Annotated in this window: 25 protein-coding genes; 12 read left to right on the plus strand and 13 right to left on the minus strand. The window is 62.3% G+C overall.

All coding sequences use genetic code 11. The annotated features are described in order from the left end of the window. The first annotated feature begins 37 nt into the window (after positions 1–37). Entirely contained in the window at positions 38–535 is a 498-nt protein-coding gene (locus tag U4Y88_RS12460) for a GNAT family N-acetyltransferase (RefSeq protein ID WP_321784220.1), read from the plus strand. Between the two features lie 8 nt (positions 536–543). Here the strand turns inward: U4Y88_RS12460 and U4Y88_RS12465 are convergent, their stop codons facing one another. Further along, positions 544–1,431: a LysR family transcriptional regulator gene (locus U4Y88_RS12465; protein WP_321784222.1), complete on the minus strand. Its 888-nt coding sequence runs from the start codon at positions 1,429–1,431 to the stop codon at positions 544–546. A 117-nt stretch (positions 1,432–1,548) separates the two neighbouring features. On the opposite strand from U4Y88_RS12465, the gene U4Y88_RS12470 reads away from it, so the two are divergent. Next, on the plus strand, positions 1,549–2,160 hold the full coding sequence (locus U4Y88_RS12470) for an NIPSNAP family protein (RefSeq protein ID WP_321784224.1): 612 nt from the start codon (positions 1,549–1,551) through the stop codon (positions 2,158–2,160). Positions 2,161–2,485: 325 nt separating this feature from the next. After that, complete coding sequence (locus tag U4Y88_RS12475) at positions 2,486–3,442, plus strand: dienelactone hydrolase (protein ID WP_321784226.1); 957 nt, start codon at positions 2,486–2,488, stop codon at positions 3,440–3,442. 92 nt (positions 3,443–3,534) lie between these two features. Here U4Y88_RS12475 and U4Y88_RS12480 read toward each other — a convergent pair whose 3' ends face one another. Both U4Y88_RS12480 and U4Y88_RS12485 read right to left on the minus strand, forming a co-directional pair. Then, positions 3,535–3,990, minus strand: coding sequence for a GNAT family N-acetyltransferase (locus U4Y88_RS12480; protein ID WP_321784228.1), 456 nt, complete (start codon positions 3,988–3,990; stop codon positions 3,535–3,537). Between the two features lie 146 nt (positions 3,991–4,136). After that, on the minus strand, positions 4,137–5,006 hold the full coding sequence (locus tag U4Y88_RS12485) for a LysR family transcriptional regulator (RefSeq protein ID WP_321784230.1): 870 nt from the start codon (positions 5,004–5,006) through the stop codon (positions 4,137–4,139). Positions 5,007–5,145: 139 nt separating this feature from the next. Here U4Y88_RS12485 and U4Y88_RS12490 point away from each other — a divergent pair, with 139 nt between their 5' ends. Then, positions 5,146–6,327, plus strand: coding sequence for a multidrug effflux MFS transporter (locus U4Y88_RS12490; RefSeq protein WP_321784232.1), 1,182 nt, complete (start codon positions 5,146–5,148; stop codon positions 6,325–6,327). A 49-nt stretch (positions 6,328–6,376) separates the two neighbouring features. On the opposite strand, the gene U4Y88_RS12495 is transcribed toward U4Y88_RS12490, so the two are convergent. Continuing rightward, entirely contained in the window at positions 6,377–6,661 is a 285-nt protein-coding gene (locus U4Y88_RS12495) for a DUF1330 domain-containing protein (RefSeq protein ID WP_224013509.1), read from the minus strand. A 185-nt stretch (positions 6,662–6,846) separates the two neighbouring features. Between U4Y88_RS12495 and U4Y88_RS12500 the strand changes: the two genes are divergently transcribed. The 8 genes from U4Y88_RS12500 to U4Y88_RS12535 all read left to right on the plus strand — a co-directional run bounded on the left by U4Y88_RS12500 (position 6,847) and on the right by U4Y88_RS12535 (position 14,860). Next, positions 6,847–7,449 carry an amino acid synthesis family protein gene (locus U4Y88_RS12500; RefSeq protein ID WP_224013510.1) on the plus strand — a complete coding sequence of 201 codons (603 nt, stop codon included), beginning with the start codon at positions 6,847–6,849 and terminating at the stop codon, positions 7,447–7,449. Further along, a complete protein-coding gene (locus tag U4Y88_RS12505) occupies positions 7,418–8,236 on the plus strand; it encodes an alpha/beta hydrolase (protein ID WP_321784234.1) in 819 nt (272 codons plus the stop codon). The genes U4Y88_RS12500 and U4Y88_RS12505 overlap by 32 nt, the downstream gene beginning before the upstream one ends. Position 8,237: 1 nt before the next feature. Then, on the plus strand, positions 8,238–9,161 hold the full coding sequence (locus U4Y88_RS12510) for a flavin reductase (RefSeq protein WP_310631882.1): 924 nt from the start codon (positions 8,238–8,240) through the stop codon (positions 9,159–9,161). Positions 9,162–9,172: 11 nt separating this feature from the next. After that, positions 9,173–10,210, plus strand: coding sequence for an LLM class flavin-dependent oxidoreductase (locus U4Y88_RS12515; protein ID WP_321784236.1), 1,038 nt, complete (start codon positions 9,173–9,175; stop codon positions 10,208–10,210). 12 nt (positions 10,211–10,222) lie between these two features. Beyond that, positions 10,223–11,692, plus strand: a complete 1,470-nt coding sequence (locus U4Y88_RS12520; protein ID WP_224013514.1) for an aldehyde dehydrogenase — start codon at positions 10,223–10,225, stop codon at positions 11,690–11,692. A 129-nt stretch (positions 11,693–11,821) separates the two neighbouring features. After that, positions 11,822–13,234 carry a purine-cytosine permease family protein gene (locus U4Y88_RS12525; protein WP_321784238.1) on the plus strand — a complete coding sequence of 471 codons (1,413 nt, stop codon included), beginning with the start codon at positions 11,822–11,824 and terminating at the stop codon, positions 13,232–13,234. Positions 13,235–13,547: 313 nt separating this feature from the next. Next, positions 13,548–14,012 carry a hypothetical protein gene (locus tag U4Y88_RS12530; protein ID WP_321784240.1) on the plus strand — a complete coding sequence of 155 codons (465 nt, stop codon included), beginning with the start codon at positions 13,548–13,550 and terminating at the stop codon, positions 14,010–14,012. Continuing rightward, positions 14,009–14,860, plus strand: coding sequence for a DUF2145 domain-containing protein (locus tag U4Y88_RS12535; RefSeq protein ID WP_321784242.1), 852 nt, complete (start codon positions 14,009–14,011; stop codon positions 14,858–14,860). Before U4Y88_RS12530 ends, U4Y88_RS12535 begins: the two co-directional genes overlap by 4 nt. 58 nt (positions 14,861–14,918) lie before the next feature. Here the strand turns inward: U4Y88_RS12535 and U4Y88_RS12540 are convergent, their stop codons facing one another. The 9 genes from U4Y88_RS12540 to U4Y88_RS12580 all read right to left on the minus strand — a co-directional run bounded on the left by U4Y88_RS12540 (position 14,919) and on the right by U4Y88_RS12580 (position 24,874). After that, on the minus strand, positions 14,919–16,079 hold the full coding sequence (locus U4Y88_RS12540) for a porin (RefSeq protein ID WP_321784244.1): 1,161 nt from the start codon (positions 16,077–16,079) through the stop codon (positions 14,919–14,921). Between the two features lie 157 nt (positions 16,080–16,236). Then, positions 16,237–16,944: a GntR family transcriptional regulator gene (locus U4Y88_RS12545; protein WP_321784246.1), complete on the minus strand. Its 708-nt coding sequence runs from the start codon at positions 16,942–16,944 to the stop codon at positions 16,237–16,239. Positions 16,945–16,956: 12 nt separating this feature from the next. After that, positions 16,957–18,081, minus strand: a complete 1,125-nt coding sequence (locus tag U4Y88_RS12550; RefSeq protein ID WP_321784248.1) for an ABC transporter ATP-binding protein — start codon at positions 18,079–18,081, stop codon at positions 16,957–16,959. Positions 18,082–18,112: 31 nt separating this feature from the next. Then, complete coding sequence (locus U4Y88_RS12555) at positions 18,113–18,907, minus strand: ABC transporter permease (protein WP_310631876.1); 795 nt, start codon at positions 18,905–18,907, stop codon at positions 18,113–18,115. 1 nt (position 18,908) lies between these two features. After that, positions 18,909–19,790 (minus strand): ABC transporter permease, encoded by an 882-nt coding sequence (locus U4Y88_RS12560; RefSeq protein WP_224013522.1) that lies wholly within the window; start codon positions 19,788–19,790, stop codon positions 18,909–18,911. An 86-nt stretch (positions 19,791–19,876) separates the two neighbouring features. Beyond that, a complete protein-coding gene (locus U4Y88_RS12565) occupies positions 19,877–20,908 on the minus strand; it encodes an ABC transporter substrate-binding protein (protein WP_415774428.1) in 1,032 nt (343 codons plus the stop codon). A gap of 172 nt (positions 20,909–21,080) precedes the next feature. Continuing rightward, positions 21,081–22,037, minus strand: coding sequence for a flavin reductase family protein (locus U4Y88_RS12570; RefSeq protein ID WP_224013523.1), 957 nt, complete (start codon positions 22,035–22,037; stop codon positions 21,081–21,083). A 484-nt stretch (positions 22,038–22,521) separates the two neighbouring features. Then, complete coding sequence (locus U4Y88_RS12575; protein WP_224013524.1) at positions 22,522–23,208, minus strand: GntR family transcriptional regulator; 687 nt, start codon at positions 23,206–23,208, stop codon at positions 22,522–22,524. A gap of 412 nt (positions 23,209–23,620) precedes the next feature. After that, entirely contained in the window at positions 23,621–24,874 is a 1,254-nt protein-coding gene (locus tag U4Y88_RS12580; RefSeq protein WP_321784250.1) for an NAD(P)/FAD-dependent oxidoreductase, read from the minus strand. Positions 24,875–24,891: the final 17 nt, after the last annotated feature.

Below are 24,891 nucleotides of genomic sequence, written 5' to 3' on the forward strand. Positions count from 1 at the left end.
GTCACACACGCACATGATGGAAACCCAACGTCTTGTCATGCGCCCGCCTGAACTGCGCGATTTCGACGATCTGTACAGCATGTGGTCGGATCCGCAAGTCGTGCGTTTTGTGACCGGCGCGCCGCTCACGCGCGAGGAGGTGTGGACGCGTCTGCTGCGCAGCATCGGGCATTGGGCGGCGCTCGGATTCGGTCACTGGATCGTCAGCGAGAAGTCCAATGCGGCCTTCGTCGGCGAAGTGGGCTTCGTGCAGCATCGGCGCGGTATCAGTCCCGCGTTCGATGCGAGCCCGGAAATCGGCTGGATGATTGCGCAGCGCGCGCAACGTTTCGGCTATGCGTCGGAGGCGATCGCCGCCGCGCTGAATTGGGCGCACACGCGCTGGCCCGGCGCGGAAACCGTCTGCATTATTTCGCCTGAGAATGCCGCATCGATGAAGGTTGCGAATCGCTTCGACTATCGGCCCGATCACGAAACGACCTATAAAAACAAGGTCGTTTCGGTTTGCAGGCGCGCGCCGGGACACGCCGGATAGCGCATGCGTCAGCGCCGCTGGCGCGCTTGCTTTTGCTCTGCGAAATGCGGTTCGTCCGCGACGCACGCCACCAGAAACGCCATCACGATTTTTACCGCCCCGGTGCGCCGCACATCGGGATACGTCACGAGCCACAGCGGCGTTTCGGGCGGCGCGGATTGCGCATCGAGCCTGATCAGTTCGCTATCGTTTTCGCCGATCAAGGTCGGCAGAAGCGCGACGCCTACGCCGTTGCGCGCCGACGCCTGCTGGCCCATCACATCGCCGGTTTCGAAAACGATGGGCCGCCCGTCGAGATAGCCGCGCAGCCAGCGCTGATGGCTCACATGATCGAGCGAGGCATCGTACGCGATGAACTCCCATTGTTTCGCGGGACGCGCGGCGTAATCGCGGTTTGCATACAAACCGAAGCGAATCGCGCCAACGCGCCGCGTCACCAGACTCGCCTCTTTCGGCTCGATCATGCGAATGGCGATATCGGCCGCGCCGCGATCGAGCGGCGCGATGCCCGCTGCGCCTTCCATGACGATCTTCACGCCCGGATTCGCCTCGCGAAACGTGCGCATGCGTGGCGCGATGCAATGGCTGCCGAGCGTGGGCGGCACGCTGATGCGCACGGTGCCCGATAACGCAGCGGACGCGCGCAACGCATAGGCCTCGACGGCCCGCGCGCCGTCCGGCATCGATGCGGCCAGCGCGGCAATCGCCTTGCCTTCGTCGGTCAAACGCACGCTGCGCGGCATGCGATAAACGAGTTTCAGCCCCAGCGCCGTCTCCAGCGAAGCGACGCGCCGCCCGATGGTCGCGTGCTCGACCGCGAGTTCATTCGCCGCGCCCGAGAGCGTGCCTACGCGCGCAAGCACGAGAAAATAGCGTAAATCCTGCCAGTCGAACATAGCGACTTCCGCACAGAGTCTGTGAATAAAGCGGGAATTCCCTTCGAACGCGCACCAGTCTAATCTGGTTTATCGAATGGCGTTGAACGCGTCGTTCATGAACACAGGAGTGTCGCGATGTTTTACGAACTGACGACCTTGTCGTCGCATATTCTGAAACTCCCGCAAGTCATCGGCCATGCGCAAACGTGGCTCGATCGGACGGATACGATGGGCCGTTTGCTCGGCATCTGGACGTCGGAAAATGGCCGGCTCGGCTGCGTGCGTATTCTGCGCAGTTTCGCGAGCGCCGATGAACTGGCGCAAGAGCGCATCCGCGAATTGCATCACGCCGATCCCTTCGGCGCGGCCAGCAGCGCGTGCACAATCGAATGCGAAAGTTATGCCGCGTTTCCCTTTCTGCCCGCCGTGGAGCCGGGCGTTTTTGGCCGGTATTACGAATTTCGCACTTACTGGCTGAATCCCGGCGGACTCCAACCGACTATCGACGCGTGGGAAGCCGCCATGCCCGAGCGTTCGAAGCGTTCGCCCTTGACCATCAATATGTTCGCGCTCGACGGCGCGCCGCGCATCACGCATATCTGGCCCTGGCATAGTCTCGACGAGCGCATTGCCATTCGCGCGCAGACCTATGCCGATGGAACCTGGCCGCCTAAAGGCGGCCCGCAGCAGTTTTATGAAGCGACGTCGACGATCTGGATTCCGAGTGAGGATTCGCCGCTGCGGTGAGTGAATCGCACATTACTACGGAATCCGTATCATATTATTTTTATGTACACCGCGCTCATTGACTCAACGTCAGGACGGAAAAATCACCACGGCGGCGGCTGGGTGCTGAGCGTGAAGCTCGAAGCCATCACGCCGCTCGACGTGTATTGCAGCGTGGGCGAACCGGCGCTGTTAAAAGGCGTGCGCATGCATGCGCGTCATTCGTAACGCCTGCGCGCGCGCAAACGGATAAGATCCGCATTTGATCGAATCTCGCCGTCACGTCATGCTTTCGTGAAAGCAAAGAAAGCAGATCGAAAGCCGGCGCATCGTCCCTCAGGATCTTATGAAAACGCTCATCCCGGCCGTTTTGTTGTTCCTGTTGTCGACCTTCGCGCACGCGGCGGGCATCAAGTTCGTGCAAATTCCCGCCGATGCCAACGGTCCCGCGCTGCGCGCGATCGTGTGGACGCCCTGCGCCGACCCCGCCGAGGACGTGCCGCTCGGCCCGTATGTGCTCAGAGGCCGCCGCGACTGTGCGACCGTCGGCGACAAGCTGCCGCTGGTGGTCATTTCGCACGGCCACACCGGATCGTTCCTCGGCCATCACGATCTCGCCGAGACGCTCGCCGACGCGGGCTTCGTCGTCGCCGCGATCAATCATCCCGGCGACTCCTTCGTCGATCCGAGCCGCGCGGGCGATTTCTCCGTGTTCGTGGAGCGGCCCACCGACATCAAGCGCCTGATCGATTACCTGCTGGGCGCCGGGCCCGATGCACGCAACATCGACGCACAACGAATCGGCTTTTTCGGCTTTTCGCGGGGCGGCTATACGGGTCTCGTGCTCGCCGGCGGCGAACCGGATTTCCTGCACGCCAACCTGACATGCCCGACGCCAAGACCGCCCATTTGCCAGCAGATCGAAAACAAGACGCTGCCCGCCGCGGCCATGACGCACGACCCTCGCATCAAGGCGCTCGTGCTCGCGGACCCGCTCAACGCCTTCCCCGCGCCGGACGATCTGAAGAACGTGCACGCGCCCATCCAGTTGTGGGCCTCGCAATTCGGCGGCGATGGCGTGATGCCGCACGACGCGCCCGCGCTCGCCCGCACACTGGCGCAGCGGCCCGACTATCACAGCGTGCCCGATTCGGCGCATTTCGCTTTTCTCGCGCCGTGCTCCGAGCGGATGAAAAACCAGGAGCCGGAAATCTGCACCGATCCAAAAGGCTTCGATCGCGCCGCGTTTCATCGGCAATTCGACGAATCGGTGCTTGCGTTTTTTAAAGCGAATCTTAATTAATTCGGAACGCGAAGTACTGCAAATGTGTGCGAGATACGCTCACCATCGATCGGCGGGCGCGGGCGTTTGAAGTCCCGCCATTGCGAAGCGGATCACGCGATCGTCAGGTTGTACGTATAGAAAACCTCGTCGCGCTTCCAGCCGAGCGACTCATACAAGGCCTGCGCTTTCAGATTGGTTTTAGCGGTGGTCAAATCCATGCGCACTTTGCCATCGCGCTTCGCGCGTGCCGCTGCTGCCTGCAACAAATGCTTTGCCACGCCCGCACGCCGCGCAGACTCCGCGACGAACAGGTCGTACAGCACATAAATCGGCGCGGCCTCGACCGAGCAAAACGAAGGATAAAGCTGACAAAATCCGGCCAGCGCGTGATCGCCGGTATCGCCCGTATCGGCGACCAGCAACACCGACTCATTCGCCTGCGTTCGTTGTGCAATGAATTGCGTGGCGAGCGGCAGATTGGACGGCTGCTCGTAAAACACGCGATAGTCGTTAAACAGACGCGCCACCGCATCGAGATCGCGCGCCGCGTATTGCCTGACTTCCATATTCGCCACTCCGCTTCAATTCATGACCGCCCAATTCGGGAAGCCGCGACTATACGAGAGCGGGCTTCACCACGAAAGAGCCACGCGACGCGCCGTCGCTGGGGCCATGCCGTGCGGCGTCGTTCTACATCGCGTACCGGCAAAATTCAGGCACCAAACCGCTCCGCAATCGCATCGACGACCACACGCACGCGCGACGTGTGCGCCAGATCCTCGTGCAACACGAGCCACGCCTCGTAGTTTTTCGCGCGCCGTTTGTGCGGCCAGATGCGCACCAGTTCCGGGTAACGCTGCTCCACATAAACCGGCAATTCGCCGAGCCCGAGACCCGCGCGCACGAATGTGCTGAGCATGAGGCTCGAATCCATTTCCGCGACCACGCGGCCTTGCGCGCGCGATTCGCCGACGAGCGTGGCCTCCTGTCTCGTCGTGACGCCAGGCTGGTATAGCGCGATATCGTGTCCCGCGAGTTGCCTGCCCGTGCGCGGCTCGCCATGCCGCGCGATATAGCTGCGCGACGCGTACAGCCCCACTTCCCAACTGCCGAGCCGCCGCACGATCAGTCCCGGCTGCTCGGGGCGCTGCGTGCGCACGGCAACGTCGGCCTCGCGACGCGACAGATCGAGCAGACGCGGCGTGGTGGTCAGGATCGCGCGGACCTCGGGATGACGCAGATGCAGCCGCTCGATCGCGGGAATCACGAAGTCGATGGCGAGCGAGTCGGTGGTCGTCACGCGCACTTCGCCCGCCACGCGCTCGTCGGCGCCTTCGCTTTTGCGCGCGAACGAAATGGCGAGGCGCTCCATCTGCTCGGCGGTTTGCAGCACGTGTTGTCCGCTTTGCGTGAGGACGAGACCGCCCGTGGTCCGCAGAAACAACCGGCTGCCGAGTGTGCTTTCGAGACCGGCGAGACGGCGGCCCGCCGTCGTCTGATCGATGTCGAGTTGCTGGGCCGCGCCGCGCAAGGTGCCCGCGCGATACACGGCGAGAAAGATTCGAACGTCGTCCCAGTTCATGTGATTGGCGAAATTTACCGAGGTTTTTCCGAGGTTTTTCGATGCTGCAAATTTGCAGCCCATAGCTGCATTCGCATGCATTTTCACATGGAAGCACGCTCGCTAGCATGACGGCTCATTCATCGGATCTTCCGTCCTTATGCCACGACTCTCTTTCATTCTGACCGCCGCGATGCTCAACGCCTTTGGGCTGATCGCCTCCGATATCTATTTGCCCGCGATGCCCGACATGGCGCGCGCATTCGCCATTGCCGACTGGCGCATGCCGCAAACGGTCTCCGTGTATCTCCTCGCGCTCGCGGTCGCGCAACTCGTTTATGGGCCGCTTTCGGATCGATACGGCCGCAAGCCCGTCGTGCTCGCGGGCATCGCGCTCTACATGGCGGGGTCGCTGGGTTGCGCGCAGGCCGCGGGCTTCGCCGCGTTTCTCGGCTGGCGCGTGGTGGAAGCCGTGGGCGCGGCGTCGGGCCTCGTGATCGGCCGCGCGATCATCGCGGACACTTGCAGCAAGCACGTGTCCGCCAAGGTCTACGCCGTGGTGTATCCGCTGGTGTCGTTGTCGCCGGCGCTCGCGCCCGCCGTGGGCGGCCACCTGGCCGCGTCGTTCGGCTGGCACGCCGACTTTCTGTTCGTCGCGGCCTTCGCCGCCGTCGCGTTCGCGCTCGTGTGCGCGGTGCTGCCGGAAACGCATCCGCACGCGTTGCGAAGCCGTGTCACGTCGCTCGCGGGTTTCGGCGATGTGCTGCGCGACGGCGCGTTCCGCCGCTATACGGTCGTGGTTTGCTGCATTTACGGCGCGTGGTTTGTCTATCTCACGCAGTCGCCGTTTCTGTTCGCGCGGCTCGGTCTCGGCGAGGCGCATCGCGGCTGGCTGTATCTGCCGCTCACGGGCGGCATCATCGTCGCGAATCTGCTGGCGCGGCGCTGGCTCGACCGCTGGCCGTACGACCGCATCGTGACGATGGGCGTGCTCTGTTTCGTGCTGGGCGGCGCGGCGTTTATCGCGGTGGCCGCGCTCGGCGTGACGGGCATTCCCGCCGTCGTGCTGCCGATGTGCCTCGTCAGTCTCGCCAATGGTTCGTCGCTGTCGCTCGCGGTGTCCGGCGCCATCGCGGCGCCGCATGGACGCGCGGCCAGCGCATCGGGACTCGTCGGGTTCTGCCAGATCGGCAGCGCCGCGTTGCTCGCAAGCGGCATCAGCGCCGTGTTCGGCACAAGCCTGCCGGTGGTGGCGGTGTCGATCGCGGCGCTCGGGCTGCTAGCGCTCGGCGCGTGCCTGAGCGGCGGGCGTTCAACGGCCGCCGCCGCGAATCGCGTCTGATTGTTCACACCAACACAAACGCGATCCTCGGGCGGCGGCTCACCCGCCCTTACAACCCTTCGACGATCGAAATCTGCGCGATGCAATGGCCGTCGCGCTTCAGTTTCGCCGACTGATATTCCGGCGAGTTGTAGCAGTCGAGCGCCGTGTCCATGTCCTTGAACTCGATCACGACATGGCGCTGAAACGCCTCGCCCTCCAGCACGCGCGACTCGCCGCCGCGCGCCAGAAACACCGCCCCGTACTTCTTGAACGCCACCGGCGCGATGTCCGTGTAGTCCTTGTATTTCACCGGGTCCAGCACGGTGACATGGGCAATCCAGTAAGCCGCCATCTCTTCCTCCTGTCTGCGAAAAGTCTCGGGCGCTCGCGCGCCAGTTGGTCGAACCCTACTCCAGCGGGCCCGTTTTTTCCCGCGATTTCGGCCTCGCGCCGGATCGATAGGGTTAACACGCATGGTACGCCGTACTATGGCATACCACAATGCCTTCCATCATCAACGGACCCAGGAACCTTGCTATGAGCCTGATTCGCAAATCCATTCTTCACGTCGAAACCGTCTATGTGGATGGCGACAAAGCCGCTGCGAAGCCGCTCAAAATGATCGGCGCGGCGGTGGTCATCAAGAACCCGTGGGCGGGCCGCGGCTACGTGGAAGACCTCTCGGCGGACATTCGCGCGATCGCGCCGCAACTGAGCGAGCACCTCACGAAGCTGATCATCGACGAGGCAGGCTCGGGCGAAGCGGTCGAGGCCTTCGGCAAGAGCGCCATCGTCGGTCTCTCGGGCGAACTGGAGCACGCGTCCGCGCTGATCCACACGCTGCATTTCGGCAACACGTACCGCTCGGCCGTCGGCGCCAAGTCGTATCTGGCGTTCAACAACACGCGCGGCCCGGCGAATGCGCCGCTGCTGATTCCGATGATGGACAAGAACGACGAAGGCCGCCGTTCGCACTATCTGACGCTGCAATTTTCGATCCCCGATGCACCCGCTGCCGACGAACTCGTGATCGCCATCGGCGGCGCGACCGGCGGCCGTCCGCACCACCGCATTGGCGACCGTTATCAAGACCTCGCAGAGCTCGGAAATGATCTCAAGAACCCTGCAGCTGTCAAATAATCGCGCCGCGCACTATCTGGAACAGGGCGCCGGCGAACCGCTGGTGCTGATTCACGGTGTGGGCATGCAGGCGCAGGCGTGGTATCCGCAGATCGACGATCTGTCGCGCGATTTCCGCGTGATTTCCGTCGATATGCCGGGCCACGGCGAAAGCGGCGCGCTCGATGAGAACGCCGGCCTGCAGCAGTTCGTGGCCTGGGCGATCGAATTCATCGAAGCGCTGAACGCGGGTCCGGTCAATCTGGCCGGCCACTCGATGGGCTCGCTGATTGCGGCAGGCGTGGCCGTCACGCGGCCCGACCTCGTCAAACGCGTGGCAGTCCTGAACGGTGTGTACCGCCGCACGCAGGAAGCGCGCGACGCCGTGCTGCAACGCGCCGCCGAACTGCGATCCGGCACCATCGACATCGATACGCCGCTCAAGCGCTGGTTCAACGCCGACGAGGCGCAGCGCCTCGCCGCGCAAAAGGTCGAAGCGTGGCTCAAGTCCGTGAATCTCGCGGGCTACGCCACGGCTTACACGGCCTTCGCCAAAGGCGACGAAGTCTATGCCGACGGCTGGCACACGATTGCCTGCCCGGCGCTCGTGCTCACGGGTTCGGACGATCCGAACTCCACGCCGGAGATGGCCCGCCAGATGGCCGCCGCGGCGCACCACGGCCAGGCCGTCGTGATCGAGGACGAACGCCATATGGTGAACCTGACGGCGCCCGAAGCCGTCAATCTCGCCCTGCGCGCCTGGTTGCAGACCGCGCCGGTTGCGGAACTCACAAAGTCGGAAGTGTGAAATGAGCCAAGAGACACTCAAACTCAACACCCGGGAATTGCGCGACGCCTTCGGCGCGTTCATGACGGGCGTGACCATCGTCACGACCGCGCGCGACGACGGCCAGCCGCTCGGCTTCACCGCGAATTCGTTTTCGTCGGTGTCGCTGGACCCCGCGCTGCTGCTCGTGAGCATCGCGAAGACGTCGAGCAATTATCAGACGTTTTCGACCACCGGCCACTTCGCGATCAACATCCTCGCGGAGAACCAGAAGGATCTGTCGAATACGTTCGCACGCCCGAGCGACGATCGTTTCGCGAACGTGAACTGGCAACTGAGCGCGAACCGCAATCCGCTGATCGATGACGTGAGCGCCTGGTTCGACTGCACCACGCACGCGATCATCGACGCGGGCGATCACGCGCTCATCGTCGGCAAGGTCGAAGCGTTCCACTCGGCGGGCTATGCGGGTCTCGGCTATTACCGCGGCGGCTATTTCACGCCCGCCAAGGTCTCGGCGGAAGTGATCGCGGGCCCGAAGGTCATCGTCAACGCGATCATCGCGCGCGACGACAAGGTGCTGCTCACGCGCACCGCCGACAACAAATGGGGTCTGCCTTCGAAGGAGATCGGCAAGGAAGGCGCGGACAAGGCGCTTGCCGCCCTCTTCAGCCAGTACCAGCCGGACGCGTCGGCGAGCTTCATTTATTCGGCGTACAACAACACCGAAACCCATTACCAGTACATCTCGTTCCTCTGCAGCGCGCCCGATGAAGCGGCCGTGGCAGGCGATTTCGTGAGCCTCGACGATATCGCGCCGGACCAGTTCGCGGACAGCGCGCTGGCCAGCATGCTCCAGCGCTATCGCAAGGAGAGCCAGCTCAAGAGCTATGGCATGTACTACGGCGACCACAGCAACGGCACGGTCCGGCCGCTTCTTTCCTGAAAGGTATCCCCATGCGTTTTTCGCTTTTCGTTCACATGGAGCGCGTCTCCGACCAGACGAGCCAGAAGCAGCTTTACGAAGAAATGGTCGAGCTGTGCCAGATCGCGGATCGCGGCGGCATGCACGCGGTCTGGACCGGCGAGCATCACGGCATGAACTTCACGATCGCGCCGAACCCGTTCCTCAATCTCGTCGATCTGGCGAGCAAGACGAGGAACGTGCGCCTCGGCACGGGCACCGTGATCGCGCCGTTCTGGCACCCGATCAAGCTCGCGGGCGAAGCCGCGATGACCGACATCATCACGAACGGCCGTCTCGATCTGGGCATTGCGCGCGGCGCCTATTCGTTCGAATATGAACGTCTGATGCCGGGCCTCGACGCCTGGAACGCGGGCCAGCGCATGCGCGAACTGATTCCCGCCGTGAAGAAGCTCTGGGAAGGCGATTACGCGCACGAGGGCGAGTTCTGGCAGTTCCCGTCCACCACGTCGTCGCCGCTGCCGCTGCAACAGCCGCATCCGCCGATCTGGGTGGCCGCGCGCGATCCGAACAGCCACGAATTCGCCGTCGCCAACGGCTGCAACGTGCAGGTCACGCCGCTGCATTTCGGCGACGATGAAGTCGAAAAACTCGTCGGCCATTTCAACGCCGCGTGCGAAAAGTTCAGCGAGATGCCGCGTCCGCAGATCATGCTGCTGCGCCACACCTACGTGGCGAGCAGCGAAGACGACGCGCAAGTGGCCGCCGACGAAGTCAACGTGTTCTACAACTACTTCGGCGCATGGTTCAAGAACGAGCGTCCGGTCAGCAAGGGCATGATCAAGACGCTGAGCCCGGAAGAAATTGCGGCGCACCCGTTCTACACGCCGGAAGCGATGCGCAAGAACAACGTGATCGGCACGCCCGAGGAAGTGATCGCGCGCCTGAAGGCTTACGAGAAACTCGGCTTCGACGAGTACTCGTTCTGGATCGATACGGGCATGAGCTTCGAGCGCAAGAAGGCGTCGCTCGAACGGATGATCAACGACGTGATGCCGGCGTTCAAGTGAGGTCGTAATTCCATGAGTGTTCATTTTCAGCTGTATATCGACGGCCAGTTCGAATCCGGCGCCGCGACGTTCGGCAGCGTGAATCCGGCCACGGGCGACGTGTGGGCGCAGATGCCCGAAGCGCGCCGCGACGAAGTCAACCGCGCCGTGAACGCAGCGAGCCGCGCGCTGAACGACGCGGCGTGGGCCGGGCTCACCGCGTCGGCGCGCGGCAAGCTGCTTTATAAACTCGCTGCGCTCGTCGAACAGGCCGCGCCGCGACTCGCTGAAATTGAAACGAACGATACCGGCAAGATCATTCGCGAGACGACGAGCCAGATTGCGTACGTCGCGGAGTATTACCGCTATTACGCCGGTATCGCCGACAAGATCGAAGGCAGCCACATTCCTGTCGACAAGCCCGACATGCAGGTCTGGCTCGAACGTCAGCCGGTGGGCGTGGTGGCCGCGATCGTGCCGTGGAATAGCCAGTTGTTTCTCTCCGCCGTGAAGCTCGGCCCGGCGCTCGCCGCGGGCTGCACGGTGGTGCTCAAGGCTTCCGAAGAAGCGCCCGGCCCGCTGCTCGAATTCGCGCGTCTCGTGCACGAAGCCGGTTTTCCGCCGGGTGTGGTGAACGTCATTACGGGCTTCGGCGCGGAATGCGGCGCGGTGCTCAGCAGCCATCCGAAGGTCGATAAAGTGGCCTTCACGGGCGGCCCGGAAACGGCGAAGCACATCGTCTCGAACACCGCGAACAATCTCGCCAAGGTCTCACTCGAACTCGGCGGTAAATCGCCGTTCATCGTGTTTGCCGACAGCGATATTCAGAGCGCGGTGAATGCGCAGGTCGCGGCGATTTTCGCGGCGAGCGGCCAAAGCTGCGTGGCGGGTTCGCGTCTTCTCATCGAAGCGTCGGTGAAGGACGAGTTTCTCGCGCGGCTGGTCGAGCGCGTCTCGCGCATTCGCGTGGGCCTGCCCAACGACATGGCGACCGAATACGGCCCGCTGTGCACCGAGCGTCAATTGCGCAACATCGAAGCGGTGGTCGAGCGTTCCGTCAAGCAAGGCGCGAAAGTGCTCGCGGGCGGCAAGGCGCTCGATCGCGCGGGCTTCTATTACGCGCCGACGATACTCGATTGCAGCAGCGTGCCCGACGCCGACAGCATCACGACCGAACTGTTCGGCCCGGTGCTCTCCGTCGACACGTTCAGCAACGAGCAGGAAGCGATCGAGAAAGCCAATAGCACCGCTTACGGTCTCGCCGCCGGTATCTTCACGACCAATCTCACGCGCGCGCATCGCGTGTCGAAGCGCGTGCGCTCGGGCATCGTGTGGATCAACACGTATCGCGCGGTGTCGCCGCTGGTGCCGTTCGGCGGCTTCGGGCTTTCGGGCCATGGCCGCGAAGGCGGTTTCGCGGCGGCGCTCGAATACACGACGACGAAATCCGTTTGGCTGCGCACCTCGGATGAACCGATCAGCGATCCGTTCGTGATGCGGTAGTGGTACATCAGGCGCGCTCAGCGCGCTTCGTGAGGCCATGCCGCCACGAAGCCGCAACGACGCCATAGAGGCCGCACGCGCCGCACGCTAACGCGCGGGCGGCGGCCAGGCAATAAAGATGGAGACATGATGACTAACCCGACGAACGACAATAGCGTTCTGACCATCGAAAGCAATTCGATCGAATACGTTTCCCCGGAACACCGGCATGGCAAACCCGTCGATCTGTTCACGCTGTGGTTCTGCACGAACGTCGCGCCGCTGGCCGTGATTTCCGGCGCCACCTCGGTGCTGATTTTCCACCTCGATCTGGTGAGCGCGATTCTCGCCATCGCGGCAGGCCAATTCTTCGGCGCGATCTTTCACGCGCTCACCTCCGCGCAAGGCCCGCTCGTGGGCGTGCCGCAAATGATTCAAAGCCGCGCGCAATTTGGCCGCTACGGCTCGCTGCTCGTGGTGGGCTTCACGACGCTGATCTATCTCGGGTTCTTCGTTTCGAACATCATTCTCGCGGGCAAGACGCTGCACACGGCGGTGCCGCCCGTACCCATTTCGCTGGCCACGGTGCTGGGCGCCGTGTTCGCCACGCTCGTGGGCGTGATCGGCTATAACTTCATTCACCGCTTCAACAAGATTGGCGCGTGGTTCATGGGCGGCGCGCTCGTGATCGGCATGATTCTGATGGTGCCGAGCCTCAACGCCAGCGTGCTCCAGCAAGGTCATTTCAATCTCTCGGGCTGGTTCGCGATGTTCGGCCTGTGCGCGGTCTGGCAAATCAGCTTCGCGCCTTATACCTCCGATTATTCGCGCTATCTGCCGGAATCGACGGGTTTCGCCAGGACCTTCGCGTTCACGTATTTCGGCACCTCGCTGGGCACGATCTTCGCCTTCATCTTCGGCGTGATCGCGGTGAGCACCGGACACGCCACCGACGCGATGCAGGCCATCCGCACGCAAACGGGCGCGTTCGGTTATGTGCTGATCTTTCTTTTCCTCGTCAACATCATTGGCCACAACGGCATGAATCTGTATGGCGGCGTGCTGTCGTGCATCACCGCCGCGCAGACGTTCCGTCCGAGCTGGACGCCCGGCCGCAATGTTCGCGTCGCCGTCTCGGCGATCCTGCTGGTGGCGTGCACGGGTACCGCGCTGTGGGCGTCGAGCAATTTCATCGCCATTTTCCTGACCGCGATCTTTGCGATGCGCATCGTGCTCGCACCGTGGATCGCGATTAATCTGGTCGACTTTTATCTCGTCAACAAGCGGCACTATCAGGTTTCGGAAATCATCAGCAGCACGGGCGGCATGTATGGCGCATTCAACGTGAAAGCGCTCGCGCTGTATGTTTTCGGTATCGTGATTCAGGTGCCGTTCATGGAAGAGAGCTTCTTCCACGGTCCGTGGGCCTCGCTGCTCGGCGGCGCGGATATTTCGTGGATGGTCGGGCTCGTCGCCACTGCCCTCGCCTATTATCTGCTTGCGCCGAATAGCGGTTCGCGTTCTCTGCGCCGTTCGACTGCCAGTGCAGGTGCTTCGGAATAAATTCCTGACACCGTTTCACTGAATTGAAAAAGCCGGCTCGTTGATAAAACGAGCCGGCTTTTTTATTGGCGATTCAATTTTCAATTGCCGTGTGCGCAGCCATATTGTGCGCCCGCGGACTACGCAAGCGTGAGGTTATGGCGACTCACGCTTCATAGTTGATGACTTGCTCTGTCCTGCTGACGGCCCCTTCTTGTCAAGCAGCAAGATCGCGGCAGTTACGCGTTGCCTCCCCAACATCGATACCGCACGATCCGCCGGCTTGCCGTGTTCATCCGTTCGAACACTTTGAATTCCATGCCCAGGAGGTGCCGTGAATTTCCAGAAAACACTTATTGTTGCCTCGGTTGTCAGTCTCGTTGCGGCGGGGTCTTTCCCCGCGTTTTCCAAAAGCGCGTCGGAAATGAGTGCTGCCGGTGCATTGTCGGTAGCGGCTTCCCCGCTGATCTCCGTCAGCGGCCATCCGTTTGAAGGGTCCGTCGTGGGCGCAACCGGTTCCGGGCTGATCGTTTCCAGTATTGTCGAAGGCACGGTCGACACCCTCACGGTGGTGTTCGCGGCGGCCGCAGACGGCAGCAAAGCAACCGTCGCGGTCTCTGCGGACGCGGCTAAAAAAGCGGGCTTGTCGGTGGGAAGCGCCGTCAAGGTGGTCTCTGAAGCCACGGGCTATGCGCTGATCGCTTCGGGCGAATTGCTGGCCTTCATTCCCAACGAGGCGGGTAAAGCGCTGCTGCACCATTCGCGCGTGGACGCGGAATCGACGGCGATGCCCGAATGAAAACGCGCCTGAAACGTCGCTCGATGCGTGGTTTGCGGCCTCGCTTACTCTCTTTCGCCGCCGCCCTGCTGCTTGCAAACTCCGCGTGGGCCGGGCAAGGTTGCAGCGACAAACCGATTGAGCCCGGCACCGTACGCACGGCCCTGCAAACCGCAGCGCAATTGCAGCAGCAACTCGATCAACTGTCGCCCAAAGTGGCGCTGGTTGCCCGCGTAGGTCAGGATTTGTCGGCCTATGGCTTGCGCTATTCCCATCTGGCCTTTGTCTCGCGCACAGCGCCGGACCAGCCCTGGCGAGTCAGTCATCTGCTCAACGATTGTGGAGCGGCGACATCGGCGCTGTGGCGCGAAGGTCTGGGGAATTTCTTCATGGACGATATGTTTTCGTTCGATTCGCTGCTGATCGTTCCCGATGCGCCGACCCAGGATCGACTGGCGCGCCTGCTGCGTAGTCCGGCGGCGCTGGAGCAAATGCATTCGAGCAGTTACAGCATGGTCGCCTATCCGTTTTCTGTTCTGCACCAGAATTCCAATCAATGGGCGCTGGAAATTCTGGCCGAAGGCTTGAGCGGGCAGCAATTCGTGAAGCGCGCCGATGCACAGGCCTGGTTAAAGACAGCGGACTATCAGCCCGACACGTTAAAGATCGGTACATTGAAACGTCTCGGCGGACGCGTGTTCAAGGCGAACGTGGCATTTGACGATCACCCCACCGATCAACGCGTGGCGGGCAATATCCAGACCATCACGGTCAACTCGATGGTTCGCTTTCTGACGAAAGCCTCGCCAGCGACGCAAGTCATTCCGGTTTCCGCACCCCGCATGTCGGACCTGCTGGCAAAACAATAAAGCCCGAATTGAAAAAGCCGGCTCGTCAATACAACGAGCCGGCTTTTTTTTCGATCGGTCAGAACTGGTGATACATGCCGATACGCACCATCGTCTGATGATTATTCGACGATGCCGACGCCACCGAGCCGTCGAAGATATCGGCATTCGAGGCGGCGCCCGCCGCCTTCTGCCACACACCCATCGCATAGAGCGACGTGCGCTTCGACAAGGCGTAAGCCGTCGTCAGACCAACCTGGTGATAAATCGGAATTGCCTGGTTGTAGCCGATATTGCCGTGCGTGTACACGTATTGCGCGCCGACGTACCACTCGGACGTGAGGTTGTAGCGGCCCCACGCTTCGTAGTTCGTGAAGATGACCGTGCCCTGCGTGCCGTTCGCTTCGTTAAACTTGGTATTCGTGTAGTCGAGACCGAGCGTGGCCGAGCCCAGCGCGTAGTTGATCGCCGCGCCGAAAATCTGCTCGTTGGCCGGATTGCCCACGTAGCTGAACGGACCGCTCGCGCCAATCTCCGCGCCCGTGGTGTTGCTCACATAGTTGCCGTCCGTGAGCAGCGCAGCCGGTTGCTTCGCATACAAATACGCACCGGCGATCGTGAAGCCGCCAAACGCGTAATTCGCGCCGACGCTCCACAAACCCGTCGTGCCGCGCCCCGCCGCGTTTGTATTCGTGAAGGAATACAACCCGCCGAAGGTCAAGCCGCCGATCTTGGGACTGGCGTATTTAACGGCATTATCGACACGAAACGAATTGTCGGTATTGTCGATATCGCCGCCATGGACGAGCGGTCCGCCGAGTTGTCCCGGCGCGGTCAGCGGCTGAAGATAATCGACCACCGAATCGTACTGCCGGCCAAGCGTAACCGTGCCGAAGCGCGTATCCGAAAGACCCACATACGCCTGGCGGCCAAACAGGCGGCCACCCTGGCGCATCTGGCCGTTCTCCGTGCTGAAGCCCGATTCGAGCCGGAACAACGCGCTCAAACCGCCACCGAGATCCTCGCTGCCTTTCAAACCCCAGCGGCTGCCATAAACGCCGTCATAGGTGCCGTCACGCATGCGCCAAAGCGAATGGCCGCCGCTGTTGCTGACGTAGTCGATCCCTTCGTCGATCACGCCATACAGCGTGACGGACGACTGGGCGTGCGCATTCAATGCGACGAATGCGCTTGCGGCCACTAGCCACGTGACAGGTAGTCTGTTGCCCCGATGTTCCATGCGTGCTTCTCTCCTCGTCAAATGCGCGCGTACCCGCCGCCGAACGGTCGGGCGCGCGGTGGGTTGTGATGCTTCGTTGAATTTCTATTTGCAGTACAAACTAAAAAGACGAGAGCGGACGCGGCTCCATCTGAAGGAGCCACATCGCTTCAAACGATCAACTCGCGTGCTTCAGCAAGACGGGGACTTGTCCGCTCGCCAGCAGTTTTTCGGCGATTTCGGCGACGCGGTTCACATGGGCGAGCGCCGCACTGCGCGCCGCGTCGATATCGGCGGCGCGAATCGCCGCGAGAATCCGCTGCATTTCCTGAACCGCCTGATCGCCGCGATCGTCGGACGCAATCGTCAGCGCGCGCAGCCGGTTGATTCTCGCGGTCAGCGACTGCACGATTTCCCATGCGACATGCTTGTGTCCCGCCGTGAACATGCGCTCATAGAACGCCGTCGTGAGCGCACGAACCGCGCGATGATCCTGCGCGTAAAAAGCCTGCTGAATCTCGTCGATACGCGTTTGCAGATCCGCGATCGTCGCCGCATCGGCGAATTGCGCACAGGCCGCGGCGGCCTCGCTTTCCAGCAGTCCGCGAATCTCGTAGATTTCACTGGCTGTGCTGAAATCGAGCACGGCCACGATCGGCCCCTGGTTCGGCAAAAGCTCGACGAGCCCTTCCGTTTCCAGATGCCGCAGCACCTCGCGCACGACGGTGCGGCTCACGCCGAGTTCCTCGCACAAGGCGCGCTCGACCAGGCGGTCGCCCGGCAGAAAACGCGCGTCGAAAATCGCGCTGCGCATTTTCTCCAGCGCGAGTTCCCGCAACGTGGTGGTCCGGCGCTCGACCTTCAGGGACGCTAGCGTGTCTTGCATCGCGGCACCCATTCAAGCCTGCGCAAACAGCCGCACGTCGCGCGCGTCCCAATCGATCCACGCATGCGTGCCGATGACGATACCGCTGTCGCGATGATCGCCCGCCGGCATGCGCACCGACATGTCCTGCTCCCACGGCGTGGTCACCGCGTAGTGCATCGCATCGCCGAGATAGGTAATGTCGCGCACCGTCACGGGCAGGCCTGCTGCGCTGTTCGTCGACTGATTTGCCGCTTGATTCGCAGCCTGATTCGCGGCCTGCGCGGCGCGAATGCGGATTTGCTCGGGACGCACCATCAGCGTGCCGTCGCCGCCCACGGGCAGCGCGATGTCGCCCGCCGCCGCCACGGCGTGACCGCTCGGGAATACCGCGCTCGCCTGCTCCGCCGCGCGACCGGTAATCCGCACGGGCAGGAAATTCGAATTGCCGATAAAGTTCGCGACGAAGCGCGAAGCCGGATTCGCATACAGTTCCTCTCCGGTCCCGCATTGCTCGATGCAGCCTTTATTGAATACGGCAATGCGATCGGAAAGCCGCAACGCTTCTTCCTGATCGTGCGTCACGTAGAGAATCGTCACGCCGGTTTCCTGATGAATGCGGCGCAATTCAAGCTGAATCTCTTCGCGCAATTTCTTGTCGAGCGCGGAAAGCGGTTCGTCCATCAGCAAGACCGGCGGATCGTAGGCGAGCGCACGCGCAATCGCCACGCGCTGCTGCTGACCGCCCGAGAGTTGCGCGGGCATACGATCGCGAAACTCCGAGAGATGCACGAGCGCGAGCATCTGCTCGACCTTCTTGTTGATTTCGGCTTCGGGACGGCGGCGAACGCGCAACGGGAAGGCCACGTTTTGACCGACCGTCAAATGCGGAAACAGCGTATAGCGTTGAAACACCATGCCGATATTGCGTTTATTCGGCGCAATCGAGAGCAGCGGCTTACCGTCGAGCAGCACGCGGCCCTCGGTCGGCTCCTGAAAGCCCGCGACAATATAGAGCGTCGTGCTCTTGCCCGAGCCCGACGGCCCGAGAAAGGTCATGAACTCGCCCTTGCGGATATCGAGCGACACCTGATCGATGGCGACGACGTCGTCGTAAGTCTTGCGCAGGCGCTGGATTTGCAGGAATGCGGAAGTCATGGCGGGTTACCTCAGTAATCGCGTGATCGGTTTAGCGCGCGCGGCGCAGCAGCGCGCCGGCCAGCATCAAAAGGGTCGTCAGTCCGACGAGCAGCGAAGACGCCGCCGCGACGACAGGCGTCAGGTCCTGACGCAGCGTCGCCCAGATGCGCACGGGCAGCGTCTGCAAGGTCGGGCTCGACATGAAGATCGACACCACCACTTCGTCCCACGAAGCGAGGAACGCAAAGATCGCGGCGGCGAACAGGCCGAGCCGGATGGCGGGCAAGGTCACGCGCAGTTTCACTTCGAGCGGCGACGCGCCGCAAATCAGCGCAGCGTCTTCGAGCGCGGTGTCGAAACTCGAAAGCGAATTACTGATCGAGATAATCGAAAACGGCAAAGCGATAATCAGATGTCCGATCACGAAGCCGACCATCGTGCCGTTCAAACCGATGCGTAAAAAGAAGGCGTAGAGCGCCACGGCCAGCACCACCACGGGCAGCACCATCGGCGTGAGAAAAAACGCCTTGACCGCATTGCGTCCGCGAAATTTTCCGCGCACGAGCGCCAGCGAAGCGAGAAAGCCAATCAGCACGGAAAGCACGGTGACGATAACCGCGAGTTTCGCGCTCGTCAGCAGCGAGTCCAGCCAGCCCGGATCGGTGAACAGCTGGCGATACCACTCCAGCGTCCAGCCCGGCGGCGGAAAAATCAGCCACTGCGAATCGCCGAACGACAGCGCGACGATAAACACAATCGGCAGCAGCAGAAACAGCGCGACGGCAGCGCCAATCGAGAGCAACGCCCAACGCAGCGCGCCCAGACGGTCGAAATCCAGCAACATGTCAGAGCCCTCCGTTGGCGCGCGCGCCGCCCGTGAAGCGCAATTGCAGCGCGTAAAGCGAGAGCGTCACGGCGAGCAGCACGAAAGCCGCCGCGCCCGCGAGTCCCCAGTTCAGCAACTCCTGCACCAGTTGCGCGACGAGTTCGGCGAGCATCATGTATTGCGCGCCGCCGAGCAGCGCCGGCGTGACGAAATAGCCGAGCGCCATCACGAACACCATCAGCGCGCCCGAAGCGATGCCCGGCATCGCCAGCGGCACGAGGATGCGCCAGAAGGCTTGCCAGCGGTTCGCGCCGCACACGGCGGCCGCGCGCAAGGTGGAAGGATCGATGCTGCGCAGCGTGGCGTGCAGCGGCATCACGAGGAACGGCAGCATAATGTAGGTCATGCCGATCGTCACGCCGACGAGATTGTTCACGAGCGCCAGCGGTTCATTGATGAGGCCGGCCGCCATCAGCATCCGATTGATCGGCCCCGTGGCCTGAAGCAGCACCATCCACGCGAACGTGCGCGCCAGCAGATTCGTCCACATCGACAGCAGCAGAATCGAAAACAGCAGCGAACTCAGCTTGCGCGGCGCGATGGCCAGCAGCCATGCCGTCGGAAAGCCGATCGCCACGGTCGCCACCGTCACGACGGTCGCCACGAGAAACGTGTTGCCGAATACGCGCAAATAGGTGGACGACCCGAGCAACTGCTCGTAGTTGTGCAGACCCGCTGTGGGCTCCAGCACGCTGCGCAGCAGCAGCGAGAGCACCGGCAGCATGAAGAAAATCACGAGGAGCACGATCCCCGGAATCAACAGGCGGATGTTGCGCCAGTCGCGGCGCGCGCGCGTCGGCGTGGCCGGCGGATGGGCAACGGTACTCAGAACGTTGGGCATGATGTCTCCTACGGGTCTCCTGCGGCGATCGTTCGCGATCAGGCGTGTGCGTTTATTTCGATGCTATTTCGGTGCTATTTCTATGCTTATTTCGATTGCCATGCGTACCAGCGCTTTGCGATGGCGTCACGATTGTCGGCCCAGTACTTCATGTCGAGATTGATCTGCGAGGTCTTGTACTGGTCGGGCAAGGTCTTCGCGACGGCCGCCGGCATCATGGCTGCCGACTTCACGTTGATCGGCGCATAACCGGTGTCCTGCGCGAATTTCGCCTGCGCCTGCGGGCTCGTCGCGACGGCGAGAAACTTCATCGCTTCGGCTTTATGCTTCGCGCCCTTGGGAATCACGAGCATGTCCGCAGCGGTCAGGTTTTGATTCCACGAGATGCCGACCGGCACGCCCGTCTGTTCGAGCGCATGCAGACGCCCGTTCCAGAACATGCCGATGGGCGCTTCGCCCGACGCCAGCAACTGTTGCGACTGCGCGCCGCCGCTCCACCAGACGATGCTGCTCTTGATGGTGTCGAGTTTCTTGAAGGCGCGGTCGAGATCGAGCGGATAGAGTTTGTTGGGCGGCACGCCGTCGGCGAGCAGCGCGATTTCGAGCACGCCGGGCGCCGACCACTTATAGAACGTGCGCTTGCCGGGGAATTTCTTCGTATCGAACAGATCGGCCCAGTTTTGCGGCTGCGCGCCCTTGTAATTCGATTTGTTATAGCCGAGGACGAACGAGTAATAGAAGCTGCCCACTGCGCTGCCACTCGAAAAGCGCGGATCGAGTTCGTCCTTTTTGACGACGCTGTAATCGATCGGCTCGATCAGACCCGCCTTCTGCGCGGCGTAAGCGAAGTCGCCTTCCACGTCCACGACGTCCCAGTTCACGTTGCCGCTGTCGACCATCGCCTTGAGCTTGCCGTAGTCGGTCGGGCCGTCCATCAGCACGTTGACGCTGCTCGATTGCGTAAAGGGCTGCGCCCAGTTCTTCTGCTGCGAGGACTGCGTGGTGCCGCCCCAACTCGTGAATACGATCGGATCGGCGGCAAGCGCGGGCGCGGCGTTGAAAGCCGACGCGCACAGCGCGATCAGCGGCGTCATCATCAGGGTGCGTGTGCTGTTCATTTCCATGTCCTTGGGAATCGATGGTGCTGAATCGTGTAACGGTCAGGCCAGCGTCGAACGTCGCGCGGGCTTCAAAATGGTTTGCTGCCTCTTCTTTACTTCGTGATACTGAATTTTTTGTCTGATTGATTGCCGGATGCGTCGATTGACTCAACCGGCCTGCGATCTGTGATCAGTGCGCGGCGGCGAGCGTCTGAACCGTGCCCGCTTCCGTATCGCCGACATAGATGCCGAAAGCGTCCTCGCTGCGTTCGCGCACATAACGCTGCAACATCGAGCGCACGGCTTCGTCGCGCAGTTCGCCCCACGGAATCCGCGCGAGCGGCACGATATGAATCGCGTTGTCCATCATCGCCGCGCCGCTGCTGTTCACGCGGCCGCGGTAATACACGTGCACGCTCGACGACGGTCCCTGTCCCGCTTCGAACACGGCGAACAGAAAATCCAGATGCGCCACCAGGCCGAGCTTTGCGAGCACGCCGCGCAGACTGGCCGCGTCGCTCGCCGGCTCGAGCTTGACGCCCGTGGGCAACGCGAAACCTTCGGGCGTTTCGAGCAGCACCAGGCCGTCGCGGTGTTCGAGAATCGCGCCCACTTGCGCACGCGCGCCCGTGGCGGCCAGCGCGTCCTGCGAGAGGCTGAAGTTGACATACGCGCCGCGACAATAGCCCAGCGGCGATGAGTTCGTGTGGACGAAATCGACGACACGCCCGATCAGAATGATGTGATCGCCCGCATCGACGACTTCATGCGTGCGGCAATCGAACGTCGCCGACGCGCCTTCCATGACAGGCGCGCCCGTCGCGCGCGCACGCCAGGCGACCTGCGCGAATTTGTCGGCGGATTTCGACGCGAAGACGCTGGAGACGTTTTTCTGGCTTTCCGCGAGCACGCTGACTGCGAAATGATCGGTGGTGGAGAACACCGCGTGGCTCGATGCAGTCTTTGCGATGCACACGAGAATCAGCGGCGGATCGAGCGACACCGACGTGAACGAATTGGCCGTGAAGCCGCGCGGCGAGCCGTCCGGCTGGATCGTGGTGACGACCGTCACGCCCGTGACGAAGGCACCCAGCGCACGACGAAATTCGGCGACGTCGAAAATCGGTTCGATGATCGGCTCAGACATGATGTTCTCCACGATTCCTGATAGTGGGCAGAGGGCTTCGACGACTTTGCGGGCCGCCGTTTCGTTGCTTCGTCGCTTCGTCGAGTTACGCAGCAATTACATAGGATGGCGAATCGTTAGCCGTGGTCATGGCGACCTCAAGTTCGCTCCAACCTCACCCGCTTCACCCGCCCCAACCGCCTGCCCGTGCTCCCGTCGATGCGGAAGATTATGGTATGCCATACTATCGACTACCATGCGGACTAAATATTATGGAATACCATAGGTAGACGACGCGCGTGGCTGGCACGAATGCCGCCTGCCGGCGGTCGTGCACAAGGGCGATCAAAGATGCGATGAATGGGGCGTCAGACGCGCCGGAGGCGGCGCTGTGAGGGCTCAGGCAGGGAAAGCGCGCTGCCCGCCGCTGCAGGCGGACGAACGCAGGCCGCCGGGCACCTGTCCGGCGGCCGCAGGCGCGTGATGCGCCAAAGGAAGATCAGGCTCAGGCGGCCTCGCCGCCTTCTCCGCGCGCCGCCAGTGCGGCCAGCGCGAGTTCGGCCGTCCGCTTGATATGCGCGATCGAAGCCGCGAAGGCCGCGTCGCCGTCGCGCCGCTCGATGGCATCGAGCATCTTGTTCATTTCGCGATTGGACTCGCCGCTGCGTCCGGGCGTGGCAATCGTCAGCGCGCGCAGGCGGTTGATGCGCGCGTTCAGCGTCTTGACCACCGCGAGCGACACCGTCTTTTGCGCGCCCTCGAACAGCGCCTCGTAGAAACGCTCCGTATGCGCGAGCACGGTCGGCAGGTCCCCGGACTTGAACGCCGCCTCGATCTCCTTGCGGATATCGCGCAACTGCTTGACGAGCTCGGGCGTGGATTGCTCGGCGCAGGCGCGCGCGGCGTTCGCCTCGAGCAGACCGCGCAATTCGTAAATCTCGCTGACCTGCGCGGGATTCAGTTGCGCGACGACCGGCCCTTGACGCGCGATCACCTCCACGAGCCCTTCCGTTTCCAGGTGCCGCAGCACCTCGCGCACGATGGTGCGGCTCACGCCCAGTTCATCGCAGAGCGTGCGTTCGACAAGGCGCGCGCCCGGCTTGAAATAGCCCTGCACGATGGCGTCGCGCAGCTTATCCAGCGTCAGTTCACGGAGGGTTTTGGTTTCGCGGACGATTTTTAGATCTGACATAGGGCGCGTAAGGTGAACGGAGAGGAAAGCCGCGCGGTGACCAATCGGCGACTTGGAATGCCATATTATCCCGCATACGGAAAGTGTGCCACTTTTGTAAGGTATTTCACTGAGAAAGGGATTCGTCTCGATGAAAACCCGGCGCTTTGGCGCGCGCGTTTCTGCAAAACAGTGGTCCAGTGACTTTTGAAGGCGGGTTGTAGCGTGGCTTGACCGTTAGTTGCGAACGGTAGATCAACGCGAATAGCCGTGGGCAATAAAAAATCGCGTTCAATGGAAATCGAAAAGGAATGAAAAGCGCGAAAGCGCTTTCGGTCTATCGGCGTCTAGCGGCAAGCAATGGCGTGGCTCCGCGCGAAAGCGAAAGCGAGACACCCATCTCGCCCGCTCCCGCACCTCTCCCTGCATCAGATCACATGCGCTTGCACGCCTCATGCAGCGTATTCAGCCGGCGCACCGGCTCCGCGACATACGGATTGCTTTCGTCCCACGCATAGCCGGCCAGCACCGAGCTAATCATGCGGCGAATCAGCGGCGTCTGACGCGGATAATAAATAATGTCCTGCAATTCGCCCGAATACCAGCGCTCGACGAAAGCGCGGAACGTATCAATACCCTTGCGCAGCGGCACATCGTATTCGTTCTGCCAATCCACCGTTTCGCCATTCAGCACACGATCCACGACCTTCGCGGCCATATGCGCGGAGCGCAGTGCAATCGTCACGCCCGACGAAAAGACCGGATCGAGAAACTCGCCCGCATTGCCGAGCAACGCATAACCCGCGCCGTGCAAACGTTCGACATTCGCCGAATAACCGCCGATCTGCCGAACCGGCATCAGGAACGGCGCATCGCCGATCAAGCGATTCAGCGTCGGCTCCTCGCGAATCAACGCGCGCAGACGCGCCTCGCGCTCGGCCTCCGGGATATCGAAGAACGCCGCCTCGGCCACGCAGCCCACCGACGAACGGCCGCCCGCGAGCGGAATCATCCAGAACCACACATCGCGATGCTCGGGGTGCGTCGCCACGCAAATCTTGTTGCGATCGAAATCGTCGAGCGCGAGACCATCGCGCACATGGCTGAAAATCGCCGCGCGCGTCGGCAGACCGGTGGGCGCTTCCAGATTCAGAAGGCGCGGCAGCACGCGTCCGAAACCGCTCGCGTCGAGCACGAAACGCGCACGCACTTCATAGCGCGTTTCGCTTTCGTCGACGACTTCGAGCACCGGCTCATCGCCCGGCTGCATCGCCAGCACCGTATGGCCGAAGCGCACTTCGGCGCCCTGTTGCGCGGCGCACTGGATCAGCAGCTCGTCGAATTTCGCGCGCTCCACCTGGTACGTGGTGCCCCAGCCCGGCGAATGCTTGTCGCGGAAGTCATACGCGGTGAACTGATCGCGCCACATAAACTGCGCGCCGTTCTTGTACTGAAAGCCGGCCTCGACAACGGCCTGCAACATGCCCGCTTCCTCGAGATATTCCATGCTCTGCGGCAGCAGGCTTTCGCCGATCGAGAAGCGCGGAAAATGCTGACGTTCGAGCACCAGCACCGAACGCCCGCTCTTGCGCAACAGCGCCGCCGCCACTGCACCCGAGGGACCGGCGCCGATGATCGCCACGTCAACGCTCTCGCTACGGCCAGCGCGTTCCGATTGCTGATTCACTGACTCCTCCCGACTCT

Origin of the sequence: Paraburkholderia sp. J94 (assembly GCF_905220285.1) — a bacterium.
Classification (GTDB): domain Bacteria; phylum Pseudomonadota; class Gammaproteobacteria; order Burkholderiales; family Burkholderiaceae; genus Paraburkholderia; species Paraburkholderia tropica_A.

Bases quoted from the DNA above. Each gene is read 5' to 3' on its own strand.
- U4Y88_RS12465 (WP_321784222.1), bottom strand. From the start codon at position 1,431: ATGTTCGACTGGCAGGATTTACGCTATTTTCTCGTGCTTGCGCGCGTA.
- U4Y88_RS12470 (WP_321784224.1), top strand. From the start codon at position 1,549: ATGTTTTACGAACTGACGACCTTGTCGTCGCATATTCTGAAACTCCCG.
- U4Y88_RS12500 (WP_224013510.1), top strand. From the start codon at position 6,847: ATGAGCCTGATTCGCAAATCCATTCTTCACGTCGAAACCGTCTATGTG.
- U4Y88_RS12510 (WP_310631882.1), top strand. From the start codon at position 8,238: ATGAGCCAAGAGACACTCAAACTCAACACCCGGGAATTGCGCGACGCC.
- U4Y88_RS12565 (WP_415774428.1), bottom strand. From the start codon at position 20,908: ATGAACAGCACACGCACCCTGATGATGACGCCGCTGATCGCGCTGTGC.
- U4Y88_RS12545 (WP_321784246.1), bottom strand. From the start codon at position 16,944: ATGCAAGACACGCTAGCGTCCCTGAAGGTCGAGCGCCGGACCACCACG.
- U4Y88_RS12520 (WP_224013514.1), top strand. From the start codon at position 10,223: ATGAGTGTTCATTTTCAGCTGTATATCGACGGCCAGTTCGAATCCGGC.
- U4Y88_RS12575 (WP_224013524.1), bottom strand. From the start codon at position 23,208: ATGTCAGATCTAAAAATCGTCCGCGAAACCAAAACCCTCCGTGAACTG.
- U4Y88_RS12490 (WP_321784232.1), top strand. From the start codon at position 5,146: ATGCCACGACTCTCTTTCATTCTGACCGCCGCGATGCTCAACGCCTTT.
- U4Y88_RS12525 (WP_321784238.1), top strand. From the start codon at position 11,822: ATGACTAACCCGACGAACGACAATAGCGTTCTGACCATCGAAAGCAAT.
- U4Y88_RS12495 (WP_224013509.1), bottom strand. From the start codon at position 6,661: ATGGCGGCTTACTGGATTGCCCATGTCACCGTGCTGGACCCGGTGAAA.
- U4Y88_RS12540 (WP_321784244.1), bottom strand. From the start codon at position 16,079: ATGGAACATCGGGGCAACAGACTACCTGTCACGTGGCTAGTGGCCGCA.
- U4Y88_RS12475 (WP_321784226.1), top strand. From the start codon at position 2,486: ATGAAAACGCTCATCCCGGCCGTTTTGTTGTTCCTGTTGTCGACCTTC.
- U4Y88_RS12485 (WP_321784230.1), bottom strand. From the start codon at position 5,006: ATGAACTGGGACGACGTTCGAATCTTTCTCGCCGTGTATCGCGCGGGC.
- U4Y88_RS12570 (WP_224013523.1), bottom strand. From the start codon at position 22,037: ATGTCTGAGCCGATCATCGAACCGATTTTCGACGTCGCCGAATTTCGT.
- U4Y88_RS12460 (WP_321784220.1), top strand. From the start codon at position 38: ATGCGCCCGCCTGAACTGCGCGATTTCGACGATCTGTACAGCATGTGG.
- U4Y88_RS12550 (WP_321784248.1), bottom strand. From the start codon at position 18,081: ATGACTTCCGCATTCCTGCAAATCCAGCGCCTGCGCAAGACTTACGAC.
- U4Y88_RS12515 (WP_321784236.1), top strand. From the start codon at position 9,173: ATGCGTTTTTCGCTTTTCGTTCACATGGAGCGCGTCTCCGACCAGACG.
- U4Y88_RS12480 (WP_321784228.1), bottom strand. From the start codon at position 3,990: ATGGAAGTCAGGCAATACGCGGCGCGCGATCTCGATGCGGTGGCGCGT.
- U4Y88_RS12505 (WP_321784234.1), top strand. From the start codon at position 7,418: ATGATCTCAAGAACCCTGCAGCTGTCAAATAATCGCGCCGCGCACTAT.
- U4Y88_RS12560 (WP_224013522.1), bottom strand. From the start codon at position 19,790: ATGCCCAACGTTCTGAGTACCGTTGCCCATCCGCCGGCCACGCCGACG.
- U4Y88_RS12555 (WP_310631876.1), bottom strand. From the start codon at position 18,907: ATGTTGCTGGATTTCGACCGTCTGGGCGCGCTGCGTTGGGCGTTGCTC.
- U4Y88_RS12535 (WP_321784242.1), top strand. From the start codon at position 14,009: ATGAAAACGCGCCTGAAACGTCGCTCGATGCGTGGTTTGCGGCCTCGC.